The organism is Streptomyces albus subsp. albus (genome assembly GCF_000725885.1).
Lineage (GTDB): Bacteria > Actinomycetota > Actinomycetes > Streptomycetales > Streptomycetaceae > Streptomyces > Streptomyces albus.
Genome location: NZ_JODR01000001.1, coordinates 115,401 through 137,164, shown reverse-complemented (window position 1 = coordinate 137,164; position 21,764 = coordinate 115,401). Strand labels below are relative to the sequence as shown.

Genomic DNA, 21,764 nt, shown 5'->3' with positions numbered 1-21,764 from the left:
TGACCGCCCGCGCCCCTTCCCCGGTACGGCCCGGTCACACCCCCGCCCGGCGGCCTCCCCTACGGGTTTCTCCACCCTGAGAGGGACGGCTCGGAGCACTTGAGAGGTACGTCCCCGCCCCGGAAACCGGCGCCGTGTCTGACGCGGACGCGGCGAGACGCCCATAGCGTCGAAGGGTGACTGTGATCGCGATCGAAAGCCTCAGCAAGCGGTTCCCCAGGGTGACCGCACTGGACCGGCTGACCGTCGGCATCGAGCCGGGTGTCACCGGGCTGGTCGGCGCCAACGGGGCCGGCAAGTCCACCCTGATCAAGATTCTGCTCGGGCTGTCACCCGCGACCGAGGGCTCCGCCACCGTCCTCGGCATGGACGTGGCCACCCAGGGCGGCGCGATCCGGGAACGTGTGGGGTACATGCCCGAGCACGACTGTCTCCCGCCGGACGTGTCCGCCACCGAGTTCGTCGTCCACATGGCGCGCATGTCCGGGCTGCCGGCCACCGCGGCCCGCGAGCGGACGGCGGACACGCTGCGCCATGTCGGGCTGTACGAGGAGCGGTACCGGCCCATGGGCGGCTACTCGACCGGCATGAAGCAGCGGGTCAAACTGGCGCAGGCGCTGGTGCACGATCCGCGTCTGGTGCTGCTGGACGAGCCCACCAACGGGCTCGACCCGGTCGGCCGCGACGAGATGCTCGGCCTGATCCGGCGCGTGCACAGCGACTTCGGGATCTCCGTCCTGGTCACCTCGCACCTGCTGGGCGAGTTGGAGCGCACCAGCGACCACATCGTCGTCATCGACGGGGGCAAGCTGCTGCGCTCCTCCTCGACGGCCGACTTCACCCAGCGCACCGCCGTCCTGGCAGTCGAGGTCACCGACACGGACACGCACCCGGACGGCGCCGCCGCGCTGCGCGAGGCGCTCCGGCAGGCGGGTGTGGCGCTGCACGAGCCGGGCCCCGACGGCGGACGCGCACCCGGTGCCGGGCATCTGGTGACGCTCGACGCCGCCGACGAGTCGGTCTACGACACCGTGCGCGACGCCGCCGCCGGGCTCGGCCTGGGCCTGGTGCGGATGGAGCAGCGCAGGCACCAGATCTCCGAGGTCTTCACGGAAAGGAGCGCCGGCGATGTCGCCTGACCGCACTCCCGCGCACACCACCAGCCCGCACGCCGTACCCGGTCAGGCCGCGCCCGGGCAGTGGGAGCAGTCCGGGTCCGCGGGCGCCGCCGGCCGCGGCCAGGACGTCATCCACAACATCGGCTACCGCGGTTACGAGGGGCCCCGGCTGGGCCGCGGTTACGCCCGTCGCGCGCTGTTCACCCAGGCGCTGCGCGGCGCGTACGGGCTGGGCCGTTCGGCCAAGTCCAAGGTGCTGCCGATGCTGCTGTTCGCGACGATGTGCGTCCCGGCGGCGCTGGTCGTCGCCATCGCGGTGTTCGCCAAGAGCAAGGACCTGCAGGTCACCTACTCCGAGTACGTGCTGCTGATGCAGCCGATCATCGGTATCTACCTGGCCGCCGCCGCACCGCAGGCGTTCTCCCTGGACCTGCGGTTCCGCACCACACCGCTGTACTTCTCCCGGCCGCTGACGCGCGGCGACTACGTGGCGGCCAAATACGCGGCCCTGACCGCGGCGCTGTTCGTCTTCACCGCTGTGCCACTGTTGATCATGTACGTGGGGGCGCTGCTGGCGAAGCTGGGTGTCGCCCACCAGACGGAGAAGTTCGCACAGGGGCTCGTCTTCTGCGCGCTGTTCGCCCTGCTGCACGCCGCCATCGCCGCCTGGATCGCCGCTCTCACCCCCCGCCGCGGCTTCGGCGTCGCCGCGATCATCGTCGCCATCACCGTGCCGTACTTCCTGGTGTCGGCGCTCCAGGGGATCGCCGCCACCACCGACAAGAACACCGCCATCGGCTGGCTCGGTGTCGGCTCCCCCGGCACCCTGCTGGACGGTGTCCAGAGCAAGTTCCTCGGCGGCCCCTCCGGGTTCCCGGCGGCGCAGACGCTCGACGCCGCCCAGGGCGCCGTCTACCTCGTCGTCCTCGTGGCGCTGCTGGCGTGCTTCACGACCCTGCTGCTGCGCCGCTACCGAAAGGCCGGACTGTGACTGTTATCCACATCGACCGGGTCTCCCGCTGGTTCGGGAACGTCGTCGCGGTCAACGACATCACCATGGACATCGGCCCCGGTGTCACCGGCCTGCTGGGCCCCAACGGCGCCGGCAAGTCCACCCTCATCCACATGATGGGCGGTTTCCTGGCGCCCTCCAACGGGAGCGTCACCCTGGAGCCCTCCGCGGGACCGGGCGGCGGGCAGCCGGTGGCGGCGCCGATCTGGCGCAACGAGGAGTCCTACCGGCACATCGGCCTGGTGCCCGAGCGGGAGGGTATGTACGACTACCTGACCGGCTATGAGTTCGTCCTGGCCAACGCCGAACTGCACGGCCTGCCGGACCCGCGGGCCGCGGCGGCCGAGGCGCTGGCCACCGTCGAGATGGAGCACGCGCAGGACCGCAGGATCGCCACCTACTCCAAGGGCATGCGCCAGCGGGTGAAGATGGCGTCCGCACTGGTGCACCACCCCTCGGTGCTGCTGCTGGACGAACCGTTCAACGGGATGGACCCGCGCCAGCGCATGCAGCTGATGGAACTGCTGCGCAGGATGGGCGACGAGGGCCGCACCGTGCTGTTCTCCTCGCACATCCTGGAGGAGGTCGAACAGCTCGCCTCGCACATCGAGGTGATCGTGGCCGGGCGGCACGCGGCCAGCGGCGACTTCCGCAAGATCCGGCGGCTGATGACCGACCGGCCGCACCGCTATCTGGTGCGCTCCAGCGACGACCGGCGGCTGGCAGCCGCCCTCATCACCGACCCCTCCACGGCGGGCATCGAACTGGACCGGTCGGAAGGCGCGCTGCGCATCCAGGCCGTCGATTTCGTGCGCTTCACCGCACTGCTGCCGCGCGTCGCCAAGGAGCACGGCATCCGGCTCTACACCGTCTCGCCCTCCGACGAGTCCCTGGAGAGCGTCTTCTCGTACCTCGTCGCGGCCTGAGCGGCGGAAAGGAGCTGACCTGATGTTCAACCCGACGGTCGCGCGGCTCACCTACCGCGCGCTGCTGGGCCGCCGCCGCGCCCTCATCCTGTGCGTCCTGCCGGCGCTGCTGCTGGTGGTCGCCGCCGCCGTCCGCGCGATGAACGGCGCCGACGACGCGGTCACCAGCCAGCTGCTGGGCGGTTTCGCACTGGCCACCCTGGTGCCGCTGATCGGCGTGATCGCGGGCACCGGCGCCATCGGCCCGGAGATCGACGACGGTTCGGTCGTCTATCTGCTGTCCAAGCCGGTACGCCGGTCCACCGTGATCGTCACCAAACTGATCGTCGCCACCGGGGTGACGGCTGTCTTCTCCGCCGTCCCGGTGCTGATCGCCGGTTTCGTGCTGAACGGCAACAGCCAGCAGCTGGCGGTCGCCTACGCGCTGGCCGCCGTGGTCGCCTCCGTCGCCTACAGCGCGCTGTTCCTGCTGCTGGGGACCGTCAGCCGGCACGCCGTGGTGCTCGGCCTGGTGTACGCGCTGATCTGGGAGGCGCTGATCGGCAGCCTCGTGGAGGGCGCCAAGACCCTCAGCGTGCAGCAGTGGGCGCTGGCACTGGCCGAGAAGGTCGCCGGTTCCGGCGCGGACGTCGACTCCTCGGTGGGGCTGCCGGTGGCGCTGGTGCTGATCGTCGTCGTCACGGTGGGCGGCACGGTGCTGGCCGGGCAGAAGCTCCGTTCGCTGACGCTCGCGGCCGAGGAGTAACCGCGCCGGGACGGCACGGCCCACCGGGGGCGTGCGGAGACGGACGACGGCGGGTGGGGGCGCAGCTTGCGCCCCCACCCGCCGTCATGTCCGGGCCCGTGCGTACCGGACGTCGCCTCAGCCGGCCGCGGCGCCGATCCTGCGGTCCCTGCCCGCGCCGAGCCCGAGCAGCACCAGGGCCGCGCACACGCACAGCAGCAGCACGATCGGCACCGTCCAGCCCCCGGTCGCCTGGTGCACCGCACCCAGCAGCAGCGGTCCCGCGGCGGCCAGCAGGTAGCCCCACGTCTGGGCCATGCCCGACAGGCGGGCCGCCGTGTGCGGGTCACCGGAGCGCAGCACCATCAAGGTCAGCGCGATACCGAGCGCACCGCCCTGGCCGAGCCCCAGCAGGGTGGCCCACACCCAGGCGCCGCCGACCGGGGCGACGAGCAGCCCGGCCACACCGACGGCCATGAACAGCGCCACCACGGCGCACAGCAGCCGCTGCCGGCGCATCCGTCCGGCCAGCGTCGGCACCACGAACGAGCCGCCCATCTGCACCAGCGTGCTGAACGCGAAGACGAGTCCGGCGCTCGCCTTGCTCATCCCGTGGTCGGTGAAGATCGTCGGCAGCCAGGCGATCGTCACATAGGCGATCAGCGACTGCGAGCCCATGAACAGCGTCACCTGCCAGGCCAGTGCCGAGCGGGCCAGCTTCGGACCGGCCCCGGAGCCCGCGCCGGCCGCCGAGGGGGCCGGCTGCGCGGGAACGGTGGCGGCCTGTCCGTGCCGGGTGCCGCGCCGGGCGAGCACTGCCTGCGGCAGCCAGGCGCAGGCCGCGACGGCGGCCAGCAGCGCCCAGGAGACCAGCGAGCCGCGCCAGCCGCCCAGTGCGTGCTCCAGCGGCACGGCGGCGGCGGCCGAGACGGTCGCACCCATGATCATCGCCGTCGAGTAGAGCGCCGTCATCCCGGCGGCCTTCTCGGGGAAGTCCCGCTTGATGAGGCCGGGCATCAGCACGTTCAGCAGCGCGATGCCCGCACCGACCACCGCGCACCCGGCGAACAGCGCGACGACGGGCGGCGCCACGCGCAGCACTATGCCGCCCGCCAGCAGGACGAGCGCCCCGAACAGGACCGTCTCGGTGCCCCAGCGGCGCGCGAGCTTGGGCGCCAGCGGCGAGACCACACCCATGAAGATCAGCGGAATGGTGGTGACCAGGCTGCTGACGGTCGCGGTCATCCCGAAGTCGTCGCTGATCTCGCTCAGGACGGGCGAGACGCCCGCGAGGGCGGCCCGCATGTTGAGCGAGGCCAGCACGATGCCGACGAGCAGCAGCAGCGGATGCGCCCGCAGGCGGCGGCGGGCCGCGGCGACGGGCGGGGTGGGGGACAGGTCCTCCTCGGCGTCGATCAGTTCGGCTTCGAGGAGCTGTTCGGCCGTGAGTCCTTCCGCGGGGGATGTGAGTCCTTCCCTGGGGGACGGGGACATGGGGTGGTGCCTTTCTGACGAACGGTGCTGCGCGGTACGGCGCCGCCCGCAGCCGGGCGGCGGCCGTTCACGCACGGCCTGGACGGGTGCTCACTCGGTGCCGAGGAGCGCGTCCACGGCCTGTTTCGGCTTGGCGAGCAGCGCCCTGGCCGCTCGTTCCGCGGCCTCCGGGTCGCCGCTCTCGATGGCGTCCACCAGGTCGTGGTGGTCCCTGGCGTGGATGCGGGGCATGTGCCGGTCGTGCAGCGAGGCGACCAGCGCGTCCCGCACCGAGCTGCTGAACCAGGCGTAGGTCGCGCTCAGCGCGGCGTTGTGCGCCGCGTCCACGACCGCGATGTGGAACTCGATGTCGTGTTCCGCGTACAACTCGTACTGGCCGTCGGCCGGCTCGCCCGTGCCGTCCCGGAAGGCGGCCTGGGCGGCGAGCGCGGCCCGCATGCGCTCCAGGTCGGCGGGGCTGTGCCGCAGGGCCGCGAGCCGGGCGCCTTCCGCCTCCAGCGCGATCCGCAGCTCCAGCACGTCCCGTACGTCGGCGCGCTGCACGCCGCGGACGATCTCGCCCGGGTCGGCGGTGGCAACGACGAAAGTGCCCTCGCCCTGCCGGGACCGCAGCATCCCGGCGTGCACCAGGACGCGGACGGCTTCGCGCACGGTGTTCCGGCCGACCTGGAGCTGTTCGGCGAGGGCGTGCTCGGTGGGGATGCGCTCGCCCACCGGCCATTCACCGGCGGTGAGCTGGGCCCGTAGCTGGGCGACGACGGTGTCGACGAGTGACTGCCGTCCGGCGGCCCGCAGTGCCATGCCCTCGACTCCTGTCGGTTCCCGGAATCCTGCGCTTGTGGGCAACCGGGCTTTCCGGTGGTCGGGCACCCGATTCACCCGGTTGCCCAGTCATCCTACAACTGCCTGCGGCCGGTCCGACGGCCGGGAGAGGGAGAAACCCCTCACACCGTCCCGGGGCGCCCGCGGACCGGCCCCCGGGATCCCGGCCTCCAAGGGGCGCCTCGGCCCTCCCCGCGGGGAGGGCCGAGGCGCACATCCGGGCGGCCCGTGCGGATCAGGAGGCGTCGTGGGGTTGCGGCGGGGTGGGCCCGGCCTGCACGGCCCGCATCACCTCGCGCAGCTCCCGGCGCATCCCGCGCATCTCCTCACCCATGCCGGCCAGCCGCTGGCTCATGGCGCACACCAGCTCCTCCGTGCGCTCCGTGTGCCGCTCGGTCTCCGCCAGCCGGTGGTCCATCCGCTCCACCCGCGTGGACAGCCGGCCGATCAGCGGGCCCAGCTCCTGGAGTACGGCGCCCAGTTCGGCGCCGGCCGCCTCCAGGGTGCCGACGCGGCGGTCGAGGGAGCCGTACCCGGCCGCCAGGGTGCGCACCGTCTGCCGCAACTCGTACGTGGAGCGCCGCACTTCCTCGACCCCCGCGGGGGACACGGCCGCACGGCTGCTCCCCTCGGCGTCGAGAAGGTAGGCGCGGACCCGCCGTGCGACGGTGCTGTCCCGCAGCAGCATGGCCACGTTGAGGACGGCGCGGCGGTCGAAGACGGTGAGACTGCGCCGGAGTTGTGGATAACTCGGCCTGTGGAAATCGGCGACCGACATCTTGTCGGTCTCAAATTCTGGCAGGTCAGAGCCCCGCAGTACGGTCATGCCGTTGCTTTCGAGCTCTTCGCGGTGGCGCTCGGCCAACTTTTCCACAGTTTTCAGGGGCACTTCGAAGTAGTTGGCCACATCCCGGGTGGTGGCCTGTGCACGGCCTGTGGAAAACGCCAACGCCTTCACTTTGTCGAGGACTTCGACCCGGTGCACCAGCCCGCCGCGGGCGCTGCGCGACTCCAGCAGCACGGTTTCGGGATAGGTGTGTTCCATGGCAGACCCTCCTGGGTCCTGGTTGCGGACATGTCTGGTCGGCCCCGATCGCCTGGGGGCTGTCAGGTGTCCGTATCCAGGAACCAGGAGCGGAGGTCAGCTCATGTCTTCCCGCGTACCGCACTACCGGCGAGGGGCCCGTTGCGGGCTGTGCCTCGGCCGGCCACCACCACTTCACGCACTCTCGTCGCCGTCTGCTCCAGTCGCCTCCGCGCAGCCTGTGCAACGAGATGCGACTCGTACGGTTACGCGATTACCGGAGCATCGTTCGGCGCGCCCGTCTCGCCCCCCGCACCCAACAGACTGAACCGGAACAGCCCTTCGGGGTCGTACTGCTGTTTGAGGGCGCGCAGCCGTGCCAGGCGGCTGCACTCCCCCGCGGCCCGGCCGTCCCCGTAGACCTCCCGCAGAGTGCCCGGACTCTGCGGCCCGTACAGGAAGTTGGCGTTCCGCCCCACCGCACACCCCGCCGCGGGAGCCAGCGCCCTCTCGTGCAGTGCGCGCACCGCCTCCGCGTCCAAGCCCTCACCCGGTGCGGTGAACGGCGAGAGCACGTACAGCAGATACCCGGCGTCCCGGTGCGGTACGGCGTTCGGCACCCGGGGCGGGCGGGCGAAGGCACCACCCATGTGACGCATGCTCAGCACGCACATGGCCTCCGCTTCCGGACCGGTCGCAGCCCGCACCGACCGCAGCGCGTCCTCCGCCAGACCGTCCGGCCCCAGCAGGAGGTTGGTGCTGCGGTACGCGTGCGGGGTGTCGGGCTCGCTGAAGATCGAGGCACACTCCGCGTACGGCATCTCCCGCAAATCGTCCGCCAGCGGGGCGCCGATCGTGCGCAGCGGTTCGACCAGCCGTTCGCCTTCCTCGCGGCTGCCGGTGAACGCGAGATGCACCTGGGCCAGGTAGCGGCCCCGCCGGTGTGCGGGGACGGCGGGGATGTCCGGTACCGGCAGCAGCGACACGGCGGAGGACATCGTCTCGGGCACGGTGGCCGTCCACCGCTGCCAGGCCGACAGGACCTCGTCGGCGTGCCGCGCGCCGTCGAAGACGAGCTGTCCGCCGTAGATCCCGGCCACCGGGACGAGGCCGATCTCCATGCCGGTGACGACGCCCAGGCCGCCCCCGCCGCCCCGCAGCCCCCAGAACAGCTCCGGGTCGCTGTCCGCGGTCACCCGGCGCGGCCGGCCGTCCCCGGTGACGAGGTCGATCCGCCGCACCCGGTCGGCCGCGTAGCCGAACCGCCTGCCGAGCAGTCCGACTCCGCCGCCCAGCGTGTAGGAGACGACGCCGACGCCCGGTGCCGAGCCGTTGACGGGGGCCAGCCCGTGGCGTGCCGCCTCCGCCACCAGGTCACCGGCCGCGTACGCCCGCCTCCACCCAGGCGGTGCGCGCTTCCGCGTCGATGCGGATGCCCGCCATCCGGCGGGTGGAGACGAGCACGCCCCCGCGCGCCGCCTCGCCCAGCCCGTGGCCGGTCGCCTGGACGGCGACGGGCAGCCGGTGCCGTCGCGCGGCGTCGACTGCCGCCCGTACGTCGTCGGGCCCGTCCGCCACCACCAGCACGTCAGGGCGGTGCCGGTCGCCCGCCTGGAAACCGGCGCACTCCTGGTCGTACTCCGGATCGCCCGGTACGAGCACGCTGCCGCGCACCGCTTCCCGCAGTGCCTCCGCTCCCGCGAACCCCATGTCCGTCCTCATCGCTTCTCGTGCCTTCCCGCTGTCCCGGCAGCCGCCGCCGTGCCGCACCGGTGGCGCCGGACCGTGCTGTACGTGCCGCTGGGCGCGTACGTGCCGTCCGGCGTGCATGCGCCGCTCGGCGTGCACGTGCCGCTGGGCGTGTACGTGACGCCGGGTGCGTACGTGCCGCCCGGTGCCTACGTGTCATCCGGCGCCCGTCCGTGCTTCGGCGCCCGCCCGTGCTCCAGGGCGCGCCGTCCCCGGGGCGGCCGGTACCGGCCGCCCCGGGCCGCTCACCTGTCCGCCGTCGGAGCGCTCCATTCCGGGTCCCGGCCCAGCCACGCCACCAGCCGGGCCTGGGCGCCGGCGTCCTGCGGGGCGCTGCGCACCGCGCCGAAGGGGACGTGCTCGCGGCCCTCGGCCGGGAGCGCCCGCTGTGCGACGGTCAGCGCGAAGGCGGCCAGTTCCTCGTCCAGCTCCTGGTCCCGCCCCAGTGCGCGGGCCAGGTCCCAGGTGTGGGTGACTGTCTCCATCACGGAGCCCGCCAGGGCGATGCGCCCGGGTACGCGCCCCCACGGAACGGTGACCGGGGCGTCCAGCAGCGTGTCGTCGGCCCAGGCGGCGGTCAGGCGGGCGCTGGCCTCGTCGTACAGGCGGGGCCACTCTTCCGCCGGTACCTCCGACGTCCACGCGGGGACGTCGGGGCCCTCCGCGCTGCCGCCCTCGGCGACCGCCGCGATCCGCCGCGTGCCGCCCACCACGTGCCCCAGCAGGGCGCGTACGTCGTACTCGGCGCACGGTGTCGCGGCGGACAGGTGCCCCGGGCCGACGGCGGCGACGGTCCGTGCCAGTTGCCCCGCGGCACGGGCGTACACCGGACGCGGGTCGGGGATGTCGTGTGTGCTGTTCACAGTCCGCTCCTCGTTCGACTGGTGAGGAGTCTGCCGCCGAAATGTGACATCGCCCGTCATCTATCCGGGCCACTCTTGATGTTCGTGAAATCCGACCGGCTGCTGTCCGTCCTGTTGCTGCTCCAGACCCGTGGCCGTATCACGGCCGACCGGCTCGCGGCGGAGCTGGAGGTGTCCAGACGCACCATCTACCGGGACGTGGAGGCGCTGTCGGCCGCCGGCGTGCCCGTGTACGCGGAGCGGGGCCGCAGCGGCGGAATCCGCCTGCTGCCCGGGTACCGCACCGATGTGACGGGGCTGACCTCCGACGAGGCACGCGCCCTGTTCGTGCTGGCCACCCAGGGCGCGCACCAGGCGCTCGGCCTCGACGGTGCGCTGGGCACCGCGTTGCGCAAGGTGATGGCCGCGCTGCCCGCACCGCACCGCCCCGCCGCCGAACTGACCAGCCGCCGCATCCTGGTGGACCCCGACCCGTGGCTCAGCGGCCCGCGCGCCGACGTACGGCTGGACGAACTGCACACCGCGGTCTTCACCGACCGCCGGCTGCGGCTGCGCTACCGGCACGGCGGCGAGGGCCCCGCCCGCACCTACACGGTCGATCCGTACGGCCTCGTCAGCAAGGCCGGCGTCTGGTATCTGGTGGCCGACCGGCGGCGCTCCCCGGCGCTCTTCCGCGTGGACCGTGTCGTGACCGCTTCCGTCGTCGACGAGGCGGTCCGCCGCCGGCCCGGGGTCGAGCTGGCCGAGGTGTGGGGCGTGCTGCGGCGCCGGGTCGAGGAGCGGCCCGCTCGGATACGGGTGACAGCACGGGTGCACCGCTCCCGGTACGGCATGTTCACCCGCATCGTCGGCCCGATGCTCGCCGAGACACCCCAGTCGGGACCGCAGTCGGGACCGCAGGCGGGACCGGACGGTACGGAAGAGGCGGCGGAGGGGAGGGGGAAAACCGGGGAAGCCGAGGAAGCCGAGGAAGCCGAGGAAGCCGGGAAAACCGGGGAAGCCGGGGCGGCGGAAGCAGGAGAGCGGACAGGGGAAGCCGAGGCGGCGGACGAGTGGGTCACCGTCCGCCTCGACTACCCGGTGCTGCCCGCTGTCGGCCAGCTCCTCCAGTTCGGCCCCTGGGTGGAGGTCGTCGACCCGCCCTGTGCCCGCGCCGAACTCGTCCGCCGCGCCCGCGAGGTGCTGGACCTGTACGGTGCGTCGCCGTCCGACGGGCCGGACGGCGACACATCGGCGCCGGTCCTTCCTCCCGGGGCGCCCGGCGCCCCGGGAGGGACGTGAGGCTCAGGCCGCGGAGGCGTGGGCCGGTTCCGGTGCGGGCGTGCCCGAGCCCTGCGGAGGGTGGTGCTGTGTCGCGGACCGCGCCCGGACGAAGAGCAGTACCGCGACCCCGGCGAGCAGCGCCGCCGCGCCGCAGACGACGTAGATGCGGTCGAGCCCGGCGGCGAACGCCTCGCGCACCAGGGGCATCGGCACACCGGCCTCGCGGGCGCGTCCGCCGCCCGCCGCCTCGGCGGCCTCACGCGGTATGCCGTGCGAGGTCAGGGCCTCGCGCACGCGGGTGGCGAACAGGGTGCCGAGCACGGCGACCCCGAGGGCGTAGCCCAGCTGCCGGAAGGTGTTGACGGCGCCGCTGGCCAGTCCGGCGCGTTCGGGCGGTACGGAGCTGAGGGCGGCGGAGACGAGCACGGTGAGGGACATGCCGACCCCCACGCCGATCAGGACGCAGCCGGGCAGCAGCGCCGTCCAGTCCGAGCCGGGCGCCACCAGGGTCTGGGCCAGTACGCCGGCACCGATCACCAGGATGCCGATGCCGAGCGGGTACTGGGGCCGCAGCCGCTGGAGCCGTCCGCCGAAGACGCCGGCGACCAGGAAGGAGACGCCCGACATGGGCAGCATCGCCAGTCCGGCACCCAGCGGGCTCATGCCCAGGACGGACTGGGCCCACAGCGCGCTGTAGACGAAGTGGGTGAAGGCGGCGGCCTGGGTGAGCAGCGCGGCGGCCATCAGGACGGCGAACGAGCGGTTGCGCAGCAGTGCGAGGTCGAGCAGGGGTGCCGTGCCGGTGTGGGGGTTCCGTTGCCGTGCGGTGGCCAGGGTGTGCTCCACCAGGACGAACGCGGCGGCGGCGAGCGCGGCTGTCACCAGGGCGAGGACGGTGAGCGCATCGCTCCAGCCGGCGTCCCCGCCGCGCACCAGGCCGTACGTTCCCGCGCCGGCGCTCAGGGTGAACAGCGCGGCGCCCGCCCAGTCCACGCGCGCCCCTTCCCGTCGCGGGGGCCGGGACTCGGGGACCGTCCGGTAGGTGATCCACAGGGCGACCGCTGTCAGCGGCACGTTCACGAAGAAGATCGCCCGCCAGTTGACGTACTCGGTCAGCAGCCCGCCCAGTGCGAGTCCGCACCCGGCGGCGGCGCCGTTGACCGCGCCCCACACGCCGAACGCCACCCCCCGAGCGCGGCCGTGGTAGACGGCGGTGATCAGGGGAGCGTTCGCGGCGAAGACGGCCGCGGCGCCGATGCCCTGCACGGCGCGGGCCGCGATCAGCCAGCCGGCGTCCGGGGCGAGCCCGCAGGCCAGCGAGGCCACCGCGAACAGTGCGAGCCCGCTGGTGAAGACCCGGCGCCGGCCGTGCAGGTCGGCCAGCGAACCGGCGGCCAGCAGGAGGGCCGCCAGGGCGACGGCGTAGACGTCCACCACCCACTGGAGGGAGGAGAAGGAGGCGTCCAGCGCGGTCGCCATTCTGGGCAGTGCGGTGTTCACGATCGTCACGTCGATCAGCAGCATGAAACCGCCGAGCGACAGGGCGACCAGGGGCCACCACGAGGTGCCCCGGGCGCCGTTCCCGTTGTTGTGCTTCATGCCGCCAGACTCCGCGAGCGCGGGCATTCGGCCGAGCCATGACGGTTCGTACGGCGGAATCCGACATCGGCTACCGTCTTGGCGGTGCGAACCGACATGCGCAGATCCGCCGCGCCCCCGCGGCTGGACGACCTCGACCGCCGGCTCGGCCACGCCCTCCAGCTCGACGGGCGTGCCGCGTTCTCCCGGATCGCCGAGGTGCTGGGCGTCTCCGACCAGACGGTCGCCCGGCGCTGGGCGAAGCTGCGCGCCACCGGCAGCATGCGGGTCCTCGGTCTGACGGAACCCGATGTGCTGGGCGAGACGGTCTGGCTCGTCCGCGTCTCGACGACGCCCGACGCCGCCGTCCCGCTCGCGGAGGCCCTCGCGCGCCGGGCGGACACCTCGTGGGTGGGGCTGATGGCGGGCGGCACCGAGGTCAGTGTGGTCGCCCGCTCCGGGAGCGGGCGGTCCCGGGACGGCGGCGAGGCGCTGCTGCTGCGGGAGCTGCCGCGCACCCCGCGCGTGCTGGCGGTGACCGCCTACTGCCGGCTCCACCAGTTCTTCGGCGGGGCGGAGGGGCTCATCCTCAAGTCGGGGATGCTCTCCCCCGAGCAGGTGGCGGCGCTCTCCCCGCCCGCGCCCCGCCCGCCTGCGGAACCCGTCCGGCTGACGGCCGAGGACGAGCGGCTGCTGGCCGTGCTGGCACAGGACGGCCGCACCCCCGTCCCGGAACTGGTGGCCGCGACGGGCTGGTCGGCCTCCACGGTGCGGCGGCGCGTGGCGGAGCTGCGGGCGAGCGGAGTGCTGTACTTCGACGTCGAGTACGCCACACACGTGTTCGACAACGGCCTGCGGGCCGCGGTGCTGCTGTCCGTGCCGCCCGCGAAGCTGCACGCCACCGGCCAGGCACTGGCCGCCCATCCGCAGGTGGCGTTCGCCTGCGCCACCACCGGCCCCGCGAACCTCTTCCTGACGGTGGTGGTCAAGGACAGCGAGGCGCTGTACGCGTATCTGACCGGCCCTGTCGCCGAACTGCCCGACGTCCAGCACGTCGAGTCGTACCCACTGGTCCGCACCCTCAAGGGCCCCGGCCCCCTGCCGCCCGGACCGGTGCGCGGCTAGGGGCTGTCCGGCCGGTGTGGTGGCCGGGGAGCCGTCCGCTCGGTGGCGGAAGGTGTCCGCTCGGTGGCGGCAGGGTAGGTCGCGGCGAAGCCGGCGAGGATGAGGTCGATCCCGGCGAGGAACTGTTCGCGGTCGTCGTGATCGCCCAGCTGTCCCGCCACGGCCCGGGCGGACGGGTAGGTGTGCGGGTCGAGTTCCTGCCACGCCTGTGCGACGGACTCGAAGAACGAGGCACGGCTCACGTCGGGGCCGAGATCGCGGGCGCTCGCCGTGTTCGCGGCGTTCTGCGCGGCGGCGCCGAGGATGTAGTGCATCAGCGCGGACGTCGCTGTGAACCAGCTGTGGGCGGGCACGTTCAGTGCGATGACCTGGCGGCTGATGCCTTCGAAGATCCGAGCCGTCACCGGCCCCCAGGGGTTGCGGGAGAGCTGGGCGGCGAGCTGCGCGGGCAGCCACGGGTGCGCCTCGATCGCGTCGTACAGGGCCAGTGCGACGGCGTGCACCTGCTCCCGCTGCGGCTGCGGCTGCGGCTGCGGCTGCGGCTGCGACGACGGTGACGGGGCGGGCCGGGCGGGCAGAGCCGTGCCGATGACGGCCTCGGTGGCCGCGCCGAGCAGGTCGTTCTTGTCCGACACGTGCCAGTAGATCGCTCCGGGGCCGGTCGACAGGCGCTCGCTCAACGCCGGGAACGTCAGCCCGCGCTCGCCCGCCGTGTCGAGCAGTTCGACCGCGGCCTCGGCGATCCGCTCCCGCGTGAGCGGATCCGCCCGCCGCTGCGCCTTCTTGTCCGTCCGTGATGTCACTCCACCATTTTGACATGGCTGGAATCGGATTCCAGACTGGCTGTGGAATGGCATTCCACACTGTTCGCGACCGCTTCCGGCTGCGTCGACCTCTCCGAAGGAGCCTCATGAACCCGCACGTCACGATCGTCGGCGCCGGCCTCGGCGGCCTGACACTCGCCCGCGTCCTGCACGTCCACGGAATCCCGGCCACCGTCTACGAGGCGGAGTCCTTGCCGGCCGCACGCACACAAGGCGGCATGCTCGACATCCACGAGGAGAACGGCCAGGCGGCGCTCCGGGCGGCGGGCCTGATGGACGCGTTCCGCGGGATCATCCTGGAGGGCCGGGAGGCGATACGGGTCCTCGGCCCCGACGGCGCCCTGCTGCACGCCGACGACAGCGAGCGGGGGCGCCCCGAGGTGCAACGCGGTGAACTGCGGCGCATCCTGCTCGACTCACTGCCGGCCGGCACCGTCCGGTGGGGGCGCGCGGTCAGGGAAGCGCGCCCCCTCGGTGAGGGGCGTCACGAGGTGACCTTCGCCGACGGCACCACCACGACGACGAGCCTGCTGGTGGGCGCGGACGGCGCGTGGTCGCGCGTCAGGCCGCTGCTGTCCGAAGCCCGGCCCGAGTACACCGGCACCTCGTTCGTCGAGACGTGGCTGTACGACGGCGACACCCGGCACCCGGCCAGCGCGAAGGCGGTCGGCGGCGGGGCGATGTACGCGCTCGCGCCGGAAAAGGGAATCCACGCGCACCGGGAGAGCGGCGGGACGCTCCACGCCTATGTGGGACTCGCCAAGCCGCTGGACTGGTTCCGCGCCATCGATTTCACCGATCCCGCCACAGCCACGGCCCGTGTCGCCCAGGAGTTCGCCGGCTGGGCGCCCGAGCTCACCGCCCTCATCACCGACGGCGACACGGCACCGGTCCTGCGCGTCCTCAACGCCCTACCCGTGGACCACCTGTGGGACCGCACTGCCGGAGTGACCCTGATCGGCGATGCGGCCCATCTCTCGATCCCCAACGGCGAAGGCGCCAACCTGGCCATGTACGACGGCGCCGAGCTGGCCAAGGCCATCGCCGCGCACCCCGGCGACATCGAGGCCGCACTCACCGGCTACGAGCAGGACATGTTCCCCCGCAGTGCCGCAGCCGCCAGGGACGGGTATGCACTCCATGAACTCCTCTACGGCGACAACACCCCGCACGACCTGATCGCCATGTTCGAGGCGCACGACCAGGACCCGTCCGGCCACTAGAACTCGTCCGGCCGGTCGAGCAGCGGCCACATGGCCGCCCGGACGGCTCCCGCCCGGACGGCTCCCGGCCGGACGGCGGTCCCGGGGCGCGGCGGGGGATGCGCGTCCCGGGACCGCGGTCAGGTCACGCCCCTCCCGTCACAGGTGCCCGGCCAGGAACGGCAGCACCGCGGCGGCCATCTCGTCCGGGACCTCCTCGGCGAGGTCGTGCCCCGCCGTGAAGACCTGTCCGGTCACGTCGTGGGCCACGTGCCGTGCCATCTCCTCGTTCCGCTCGCCGATGAAGGCCGAGCCGCCGAGCGCCAGCACTGGTATGTCCAGCTTCTTCCGTGCCGCTTCGCGGTTCTGTTCGGCGTCCACCAGCATCGCGCGGTAGACCGCCAGCATCGCCCGGATGCCCCCGGGCATGGAGTAGCAGCGCACGTACTCCTCGATGGCGTCGGGGGTGGCCGTGTCCGGGTGGCTCCGCTCGTTCTTGATCATGTAGCTGATCAGCTCCCGCTCGTGCCCGGCGATCAGCATTTCGGGGACGTCCGGCTGGAAGTAGAAGCCCAGGTGCCACAGGTGCATGCCGCTGGAGACGTTCTCGCGGGTGAGTGCCGTGTGGTCCTCGAAGCCGAACCCGGGGAGCAGCGCCTCGGCGAAGACGAGCGCCCGCACGTGGTCCCGGTGACGGGCGGCGAGCTGGTAGCCGACGACCGCTCCCCAGTCCTCGCCCACCACGGCGTAGGTCTCGTGTCCGAGGTGGGCCATCAGTGCGGCGATGTCGTCGCTCATCGTCGCGGAGTCGTAGCCGTCCGCCGGGCGGGCCGAGTCGCCCAGGCCGCGCAGATCCGGCGCGACGACCGTGTACCGGTCGGTGAGCTTCGGGATCAGGTGCCGCCAGTGGTAGCTGGTCTTGGGTACGCCGTGCAGCAGCACCAGCGCCGGGCCGAAGCCGCCCGTCCGGTAGTGCAGGCTCGTCCCGTTGACGGCGGCGCGGCCGGTGCCGAGGGGCTGTCCGCGGTGGTCGGAGATCATGTCCTGTTCCTTCTTCCTTGTGCGTGTGCTGTGGCGCGGCGAGTGGTCCGGGAGGGCTTTTCGAGACTGGCCGGTCTCGAATCAGGGCATGCCTGTGGCACCCGGCCCGGGGTGCCACAGACGGGACGGTCAGCCGGCGTCGGCGCGCGGCGGTGCGGCGAGCAGCGACATCGCCGAATCGATCGCCGTACGGATGCGGTCGCTCTGGCCCTCGCCCGCCCTCGCGAGCACCTTCAGGCCGTGGTTGAGCCCGGTCAGCATCGTCGCCGCCGCCTTCGGGTCCACGCCGGCCGCTAGTTCGCCCTCGGCGCGCGCCCGGAGGAGGGCCCCGTAGAGCGCCGTCTCCAGGCGGCTGACGTTGCCCGTGGTGCGCCGCGCGATCTCGGGGTCGGTGTCGCCGTGCTCCACGGTGGCGTTGACCGCGAAGCAACCGGGCGGCGTGTCCCCCTGCTCGGGCACCAGGCTGGTCTCCAGCAGGTCGCGGACCGACTCCAGCGCGGAGGTGCGGGAGGTCAGGATGTCGGCCGGGGTCGGTCCTGTGGCGCCGGCGAGGAATCGGTCGAGGGCGGCCAGATAGAGGGCGTGCTTGGAGCCGAACGTCCCGTACAGGCTGGCCCGGGCGATGCCCAGCTCCTCCGTCAGATCGCTGGTGGAGGTCGCTTCGTAGCCCTTGCGCCAGAACAGCCGCATCGCCGCGTCCAGGGCGGCCTCCGGATCGAATTCCTTCGTTCGCGCCATGCCGGGACTCTATTCTTTCGAGACCGACCAGTCAAATATCTGTCTGTGCCGCCGGACGGCCCGGATGGCGGTGGTTCACACAGGGGAAGGCGGCGGTTCACACAGGGGCCGGTGCCGCACGGACGACCGGAAAGGCCACGCGCCGGCCGGACGGTACGGACCGGTGGAAGCGCACCCCGGACCGGCGGCGCCCGCCCGGCGGGCCGGAAAACCGCCCGCCGGGGAGGTGGCTACGAGGAGACGGGGGCCCCGGCGGCGGGGGCGTCCCGCCCGTCGAGCAGTCGCTCCAGCACGAGGGCGATGCCGTCCTCGTCGTTGGCGGCGGTCACCTCGTCGGCGACGGCCAGCAGCTCCTCGTGGGCGTTGGCCATGGCCACGCTGTGCCCCGCCCAGGCGAACATCGGTATGTCGTTGGGCATGTCGCCGAACGCGACGGTCTCGGCCGCGCGGACCTTCAGCCGGCGGGCGGCCAGGGCCAGCCCCTTGGCCTTGGTGAGGCCCAGCGGCAGCAGTTCCACGATGCCCTCGCCGGCCATCACCACGCCCACCAGGTGGCCGACCGCCGCCCGCGCGGCCTCGGCCAGCTCGTCGTCGCCGAGCCGCGGGTGCTGGACGTAGAGCTTGTTGAGCGGCTCCCGCCAGATCTCCGCACGGTCGTGGAAGGGGACGTACGGCAGGGGGCCGTCGTGCACCCGGTAGCCGGGGCCGGCCAGCACCTCGCCGTCCACCCCGTCCCGGGAGGCGGCCAGCGCCACCGTGCCGACCTCCTTCTCCAGCCGCTCGAGGGCCTCCTGGGCCACCCGCCGGTCCAGCGTGACGGAGGTCAGCAGCCGTCCGCTGCCCGCGTCGTAGACCTGGGAGCCCTGTGCGCACACCGCCAGCCCCCGGTAGCCGAGGTCGGCCAGGATCTGCTTCGTCCACGGCACCGCCCGGCCGGTCACCACGATGTGCGCCGCGCCCCGCCCGGCGACGGCGTCGAGCGCGGCACGGGTGCGCGCCGAGACGGTGTCGTCCGAGCGCAGCAGTGTGCCGTCGAGGTCGGTGGCGACCAGCCGGTAGGGGAACGCGGGGCCGTCCGGGGCGGTGTCGGCTGCGCTCACTTGGCGACCGGCTCCAGCGCCTCGCGTCCGCCCAGGTAGGGCCGGAGCACCGGCGGTACCCACACCGAACCGTCCGCCTGCTGGTGGTTCTCCAGCAGCGCCACGATGGTGCGCGGCACGGCGCACAGGGTGCCGTTCAGCGTCGCCAGCGGCTTGACCTGCTTGCCCTCCCGCATCCGGATGGAGAGCCGGCGCGCCTGGAACTCGGTGCAGTCCGAGGTGGAGGTCAGCTCGCGGTACTTGCCCTGGGTGGGGATCCACGCCTCGCAGTCGTACTTGCGGGCGGCCGAGGAGCCCAGGTCACCGCTGGCCACGTCGATCACCTGGAACGGCAGCTCCAGCGAGGACAGCCACTGCTTCTCCCACTCCAGCAGCCGGCGGTGCTCGGCCTGGGAGTCCTCCGGGTCGACGTAGGAGAACATCTCCACCTTGTCGAACTGGTGGACGCGGAAGATCCCGCGGGTGTCCTTGCCGTACGAGCCGGCCTCGCGGCGGAAGCAGGGCGAGAAGGCGGCGTAGCGCAGCGGCAGCCGGTCCGCCTCGATGATCTCGTCCATGTGGTACCCCGCCAGCGGCACCTCGGAGGTGCCGACGAGGTACATGTCGTCCTTCTCCAGGTGGTACACGTCCTGCGCGGCCTGGCCGAGGAAGCCGGTGCCGTCCATGGCCTGCGGCTTGACCAGGGCCGGGGTGAGCATCGGGGTGAAGCCCGCCTCGGTGGCCTGTGCGACGGCCGCGTTCACCAGGGCCAGCTCCAGCAGGGCGCCGACGCCGGTGAGGAAGTAGAAGCGCGAGCCGGACACCTTGGCGCCGCGCTCGACGTCGATGGCGCCCAGCCGCTGGCCCAGCTCCAGGTGGTCCTTCGGCTCGAAGCCCTCGGCGGCGAAGTCGCGCGGGGTGCCGATGGTCTCCAGGACGGTGAAGTCCTCCTCGCCGCCGACCGGTACGTCGGGGTGGACGAGGTTGCTCAGCCGGCGCAGCAGCTGCTGCGTCTCGGCCGCCGCCTCGTCCTTCTCGGCGTCGGCGGCCTTGACGGCGCTCGCCAGCTCGCCGGTGCGGCGCAGCAGCTCCGCCTTCTCCTCGCCCTCGGCCTTGGGGATGCGCTTGCCGAGCTGCTTCTGCTCGGCGCGGAGTTCGTCGAAGCGGACGCTGGAGGACCTGCGCCGCTCGTCGGCGGAGAGCACCGCGTCGACCAGGTCGACGTCCTCTCCACGGGCGCGCTGCGAGGCGCGCGCACGGTCGGGGTCCTCACGGAGCAGGCGAAGGTCAATCACCCCGCCAGGGTACCGGTGGGCTCCGACGCGCCTCCAAGCGAAATCCCTTTGCATGTAATTTGTCCGAATTGAGAGTTTTGCTCTCCGAGGGTGGGGGTGCATTCCGGGAATTGTCCGGGGGGTACGGTGGTGGGCCCGCCGTACCCCGGTCCTCTTCGGTGATCCGGGTCCACCGCGGGTCCCGTACGCCGTGGTGCGGCACTTGCCGAGCTGGCGGACTGTGGGTGCTCCGGGGCGAGTTGGCGCCCCTCCTCCCGTGGTTTATCCACAGCGTGGCCGACCGTGCACTGACTTTTCCACAGGGAAAGAAGAAGGGCTGTGGAAATGGTGGCAATGCGTTCCGGCACCTGTTCGGCCACCCGGAAATTCCCCGCGCAAACCCGGAATACCCACTCATTCGAGGGGGATCAGCTCACCCCAAAGGATTGATCAGAGGAATTGTGGTGACGGGAGGCGGTGTGTGGGCTGTGGACGGCGATGTGAGCATCATGCCGTTTTGTCGACAGAGCCCGGTTCGCCTGTCGACTTGTGCACAGGTCGCCATCCGCGCCTGTGGATAACTTCGTCCCGGCTGTGCACAGCGGTGATCCCCGTCCCGCTCCGGCCCGGACCCGACCCGTCCGCCCTCCCCGGCACGCCGCGGACACGGCGTTCCCGGGGGCCTGGTCCGGCCCGGGCACGGCCTTCCTGGACCCCTGGTCCCCGGCAGACCCGGCCCTCCGCGCCCTGCTCCGGGGCGGCCCCGGCCCGTCCGGCCCCGGACCCGACGCAGCTCCAGCCCCAGTCCCCGCCCGTCCGGCCCCGGACCCGACGCAGCTCCAGCCCCAGTCCCCGCCCGCCCGGCCCCCGGGGCCCGAATCAGCCCCAGCTCCAGCCCGTCCGGCCCCCCGGTGCGACTCAGCCCCAGCCCGGGCCCGCAGGCCCGCAGGCCCGCTCACCGGCTCTCCGTCCGGCTCAGTCCCGCCCGTCCAGGCACCGTGTCAGCCAGTCCGCCGCCGCCACGAAGTCACTGTCCGCCATCCCCGAGCGCACCGTCGGCGGCTGCTCGTCGGCCCGCGGGTACGAGCCCAGGAAGCGCACCGCGCGGCAGGAGCGCTTCAGCCCCATCAGCACGTCCCCCACCCGGCGGTCCTGCACATGGCCCTCGCAGTCCGCCGAGAAGCAGTACTGGCCGATGCCCTTGCCCGTGGGCCGGGACTCGATCCGCATCAGGTTCACCCCGCGGGAGGCGTACTCGTGCAGCACCTCCAGCAGCGCACCGGGCTGGTCCCCGCGCAGCCAGAAGACGACCGACGTCTTGTCGGCCCCCGTGGGCGCCGCCGGACGGGCCGGCTCGCCCAGCAGCACGAACCGCGTCGTCGCGTTCTCCGCGTCGTGGATGTTGGTCACCAGCGGTTCGAGCCCGTAGGTGACCGCCGCGAACTCCCCCGCGAACGCGGCGTCGTACCGGCCCTCCTGCACCAGCCGGGCACCGTCCGCGTTGGAGGCCGCCGACTCCCACACCGCCTCCGGCAGATGCTCGGCCAGCCAGTTGCGCACCTGCGGCTGCGCCACCGGGTGCCCGGTCACCGTCTTGATCTCCTCCAGCGTGGTGCCGGGCCGCACCAGCAGCGCGAAGGCGATCGGCAGCAGCACCTCCCGGTAGATCATCAGCCGGCTGCCGCCCGCCAGCTCGTCCAGGGTGGCGGTCACACCGCCCTCCACCGAGTTCTCGATCGGCACGAACGCCGCCTGCGCCTCTCCGTTCCGTACGGCGTCCAGCGCCGCCGGGACCGACACCATCGGGGTGAGCTGGCGGGTGGCGGCCTCGGGGAGGGTGTGCAGGGCGGCTTCGGTGAAGGTGCCTTCGGGACCGAGATAGGTGTAGCGGCTCGCAGATGACATGCC

General features: G+C 72.8%; 20 protein-coding genes. 7 read left to right on the top strand and 13 right to left on the bottom strand.

Going from position 1 to position 21,764, the window contains the following annotated elements:
* Positions 1 to 182 precede the first annotated feature (182 nt).
* The 4 genes from IO40_RS0100525 to IO40_RS0100510 are packed head-to-tail and all read left to right on the top strand — an operon-like array spanning position 183 to position 3,801.
* Positions 183 to 1,139, top strand: a complete 957-nt coding sequence (locus IO40_RS0100525; protein ID WP_016472133.1) for an ABC transporter ATP-binding protein — start codon at positions 183 to 185, stop codon at positions 1,137 to 1,139.
* The gene (locus IO40_RS0100520) at positions 1,129 to 2,109 is read left to right on the top strand and encodes an ABC transporter permease subunit (RefSeq protein ID WP_016472134.1); all 981 of its coding nucleotides are present in this window, start codon (positions 1,129 to 1,131) and stop codon (positions 2,107 to 2,109) included. Before IO40_RS0100525 ends, IO40_RS0100520 begins: the two co-directional genes overlap by 11 nt.
* Complete coding sequence (locus IO40_RS0100515; protein ID WP_031174622.1) at positions 2,106 to 3,056, top strand: ABC transporter ATP-binding protein; 951 nt, start codon at positions 2,106 to 2,108, stop codon at positions 3,054 to 3,056. The genes IO40_RS0100520 and IO40_RS0100515 overlap by 4 nt, the downstream gene beginning before the upstream one ends.
* A 22-nt stretch (positions 3,057 to 3,078) precedes the next feature.
* Positions 3,079 to 3,801: an ABC transporter permease gene (locus IO40_RS0100510; RefSeq protein ID WP_016472136.1), complete on the top strand. Its 723-nt coding sequence runs from the start codon at positions 3,079 to 3,081 to the stop codon at positions 3,799 to 3,801.
* A 117-nt stretch (positions 3,802 to 3,918) separates the two neighbouring features.
* Here IO40_RS0100510 and IO40_RS0100505 read toward each other — a convergent pair whose 3' ends face one another.
* The 6 genes from IO40_RS0100505 to IO40_RS0100485 form a co-directional block, all read right to left on the bottom strand.
* Positions 3,919 to 5,274, bottom strand: coding sequence for a CynX/NimT family MFS transporter (locus IO40_RS0100505; protein WP_016472137.1), 1,356 nt, complete (start codon positions 5,272 to 5,274; stop codon positions 3,919 to 3,921).
* Positions 5,275 to 5,364: 90 nt separating this feature from the next.
* On the bottom strand, positions 5,365 to 6,075 hold the full coding sequence (locus IO40_RS0100500) for a FadR/GntR family transcriptional regulator (protein WP_031174621.1): 711 nt from the start codon (positions 6,073 to 6,075) through the stop codon (positions 5,365 to 5,367).
* Positions 6,076 to 6,331: 256 nt separating this feature from the next.
* The gene (locus IO40_RS0100495) at positions 6,332 to 7,141 is read right to left on the bottom strand and encodes a hypothetical protein (RefSeq protein WP_030408994.1); all 810 of its coding nucleotides are present in this window, start codon (positions 7,139 to 7,141) and stop codon (positions 6,332 to 6,334) included.
* Positions 7,142 to 7,386: 245 nt separating this feature from the next.
* The gene (locus IO40_RS32920) at positions 7,387 to 8,490 is read right to left on the bottom strand and encodes an FAD-binding oxidoreductase (RefSeq protein WP_234336512.1); all 1,104 of its coding nucleotides are present in this window, start codon (positions 8,488 to 8,490) and stop codon (positions 7,387 to 7,389) included.
* Positions 8,491 to 8,494: 4 nt separating this feature from the next.
* Positions 8,495 to 8,842: an FAD-binding oxidoreductase gene (locus tag IO40_RS38400; RefSeq protein ID WP_234336513.1), complete on the bottom strand. Its 348-nt coding sequence runs from the start codon at positions 8,840 to 8,842 to the stop codon at positions 8,495 to 8,497.
* Between the two features lie 272 nt (positions 8,843 to 9,114).
* Complete coding sequence (locus IO40_RS0100485) at positions 9,115 to 9,732, bottom strand: TIGR03086 family metal-binding protein (RefSeq protein WP_016472142.1); 618 nt, start codon at positions 9,730 to 9,732, stop codon at positions 9,115 to 9,117.
* Positions 9,733 to 9,816: 84 nt separating this feature from the next.
* Here IO40_RS0100485 and IO40_RS0100480 point away from each other — a divergent pair, with 84 nt between their 5' ends.
* Positions 9,817 to 11,013: a helix-turn-helix transcriptional regulator gene (locus IO40_RS0100480; protein WP_234335546.1), complete on the top strand. Its 1,197-nt coding sequence runs from the start codon at positions 9,817 to 9,819 to the stop codon at positions 11,011 to 11,013.
* 3 nt (positions 11,014 to 11,016) lie between these two features.
* Here IO40_RS0100480 and IO40_RS0100475 read toward each other — a convergent pair whose 3' ends face one another.
* Positions 11,017 to 12,594, bottom strand: coding sequence for an MFS transporter (locus tag IO40_RS0100475; RefSeq protein WP_030408996.1), 1,578 nt, complete (start codon positions 12,592 to 12,594; stop codon positions 11,017 to 11,019).
* A gap of 96 nt (positions 12,595 to 12,690) precedes the next feature.
* Between IO40_RS0100475 and IO40_RS0100470 the strand changes: the two genes are divergently transcribed.
* Positions 12,691 to 13,698 carry an Lrp/AsnC family transcriptional regulator gene (locus IO40_RS0100470; protein ID WP_031174619.1) on the top strand — a complete coding sequence of 336 codons (1,008 nt, stop codon included), beginning with the start codon at positions 12,691 to 12,693 and terminating at the stop codon, positions 13,696 to 13,698.
* Here IO40_RS0100470 and IO40_RS0100465 read toward each other — a convergent pair.
* Positions 13,695 to 14,501, bottom strand: a complete 807-nt coding sequence (locus IO40_RS0100465) for a TetR/AcrR family transcriptional regulator (protein ID WP_031028001.1) — start codon at positions 14,499 to 14,501, stop codon at positions 13,695 to 13,697. The two genes, IO40_RS0100470 and IO40_RS0100465, sit on opposite strands and share 4 nt — an antisense overlap.
* Positions 14,502 to 14,608: 107 nt before the next feature.
* On the opposite strand from IO40_RS0100465, the gene IO40_RS0100460 reads away from it, so the two are divergent.
* Positions 14,609 to 15,745: an FAD-dependent oxidoreductase gene (locus IO40_RS0100460; protein WP_031174617.1), complete on the top strand. Its 1,137-nt coding sequence runs from the start codon at positions 14,609 to 14,611 to the stop codon at positions 15,743 to 15,745.
* Positions 15,746 to 15,883: 138 nt separating this feature from the next.
* Here IO40_RS0100460 and IO40_RS0100455 read toward each other — a convergent pair whose 3' ends face one another.
* The 5 genes from IO40_RS0100455 to pheA all read right to left on the bottom strand — a co-directional run bounded on the left by IO40_RS0100455 (position 15,884) and on the right by pheA (position 21,761).
* The gene (locus IO40_RS0100455) at positions 15,884 to 16,765 is read right to left on the bottom strand and encodes an alpha/beta fold hydrolase (protein ID WP_016472148.1); all 882 of its coding nucleotides are present in this window, start codon (positions 16,763 to 16,765) and stop codon (positions 15,884 to 15,886) included.
* Between the two features lie 129 nt (positions 16,766 to 16,894).
* The gene (locus IO40_RS0100450; protein WP_016472149.1) at positions 16,895 to 17,503 is read right to left on the bottom strand and encodes a TetR/AcrR family transcriptional regulator; all 609 of its coding nucleotides are present in this window, start codon (positions 17,501 to 17,503) and stop codon (positions 16,895 to 16,897) included.
* A gap of 230 nt (positions 17,504 to 17,733) precedes the next feature.
* A complete protein-coding gene (locus tag IO40_RS0100445) occupies positions 17,734 to 18,603 on the bottom strand; it encodes an HAD family hydrolase (protein ID WP_016472150.1) in 870 nt (289 codons plus the stop codon).
* Positions 18,600 to 19,877: a serine--tRNA ligase gene (serS, locus tag IO40_RS0100440; protein ID WP_031174616.1), complete on the bottom strand. Its 1,278-nt coding sequence runs from the start codon at positions 19,875 to 19,877 to the stop codon at positions 18,600 to 18,602. Before serS ends, IO40_RS0100445 begins: the two co-directional genes overlap by 4 nt.
* Positions 19,878 to 20,831: 954 nt before the next feature.
* Positions 20,832 to 21,761 (bottom strand): prephenate dehydratase, encoded by a 930-nt coding sequence (gene pheA, locus IO40_RS0100435; RefSeq protein WP_016472152.1) that lies wholly within the window; start codon positions 21,759 to 21,761, stop codon positions 20,832 to 20,834.
* Positions 21,762 to 21,764: the final 3 nt, after the last annotated feature.

What these genes read in the sequence shown, in the direction of transcription:
- IO40_RS0100520 (WP_016472134.1), top strand. Translation starts at nt 1,129, where the DNA reads ATGTCGCCTGACCGCACTCCCGCGCACACCACCAGCCCGCACGCCGTA.
- IO40_RS0100500 (WP_031174621.1), bottom strand. Translation starts at nt 6,075, where the DNA reads ATGGCACTGCGGGCCGCCGGACGGCAGTCACTCGTCGACACCGTCGTC.
- IO40_RS0100495 (WP_030408994.1), bottom strand. Translation starts at nt 7,141, where the DNA reads ATGGAACACACCTATCCCGAAACCGTGCTGCTGGAGTCGCGCAGCGCC.
- IO40_RS0100450 (WP_016472149.1), bottom strand. Translation starts at nt 17,503, where the DNA reads ATGGCGCGAACGAAGGAATTCGATCCGGAGGCCGCCCTGGACGCGGCG.
- IO40_RS38400 (WP_234336513.1), bottom strand. Translation starts at nt 8,842, where the DNA reads ATGAGGACGGACATGGGGTTCGCGGGAGCGGAGGCACTGCGGGAAGCG.
- pheA (WP_016472152.1), bottom strand. Translation starts at nt 21,761, where the DNA reads ATGTCATCTGCGAGCCGCTACACCTATCTCGGTCCCGAAGGCACCTTC.
- IO40_RS0100510 (WP_016472136.1), top strand. Translation starts at nt 3,079, where the DNA reads ATGTTCAACCCGACGGTCGCGCGGCTCACCTACCGCGCGCTGCTGGGC.
- IO40_RS0100505 (WP_016472137.1), bottom strand. Translation starts at nt 5,274, where the DNA reads ATGTCCCCGTCCCCCAGGGAAGGACTCACATCCCCCGCGGAAGGACTC.
- IO40_RS0100470 (WP_031174619.1), top strand. Translation starts at nt 12,691, where the DNA reads ATGCGCAGATCCGCCGCGCCCCCGCGGCTGGACGACCTCGACCGCCGG.
- IO40_RS0100475 (WP_030408996.1), bottom strand. Translation starts at nt 12,594, where the DNA reads ATGAAGCACAACAACGGGAACGGCGCCCGGGGCACCTCGTGGTGGCCC.
- IO40_RS0100455 (WP_016472148.1), bottom strand. Translation starts at nt 16,765, where the DNA reads ATGATCTCCGACCACCGCGGACAGCCCCTCGGCACCGGCCGCGCCGCC.
- IO40_RS0100460 (WP_031174617.1), top strand. Translation starts at nt 14,609, where the DNA reads ATGAACCCGCACGTCACGATCGTCGGCGCCGGCCTCGGCGGCCTGACA.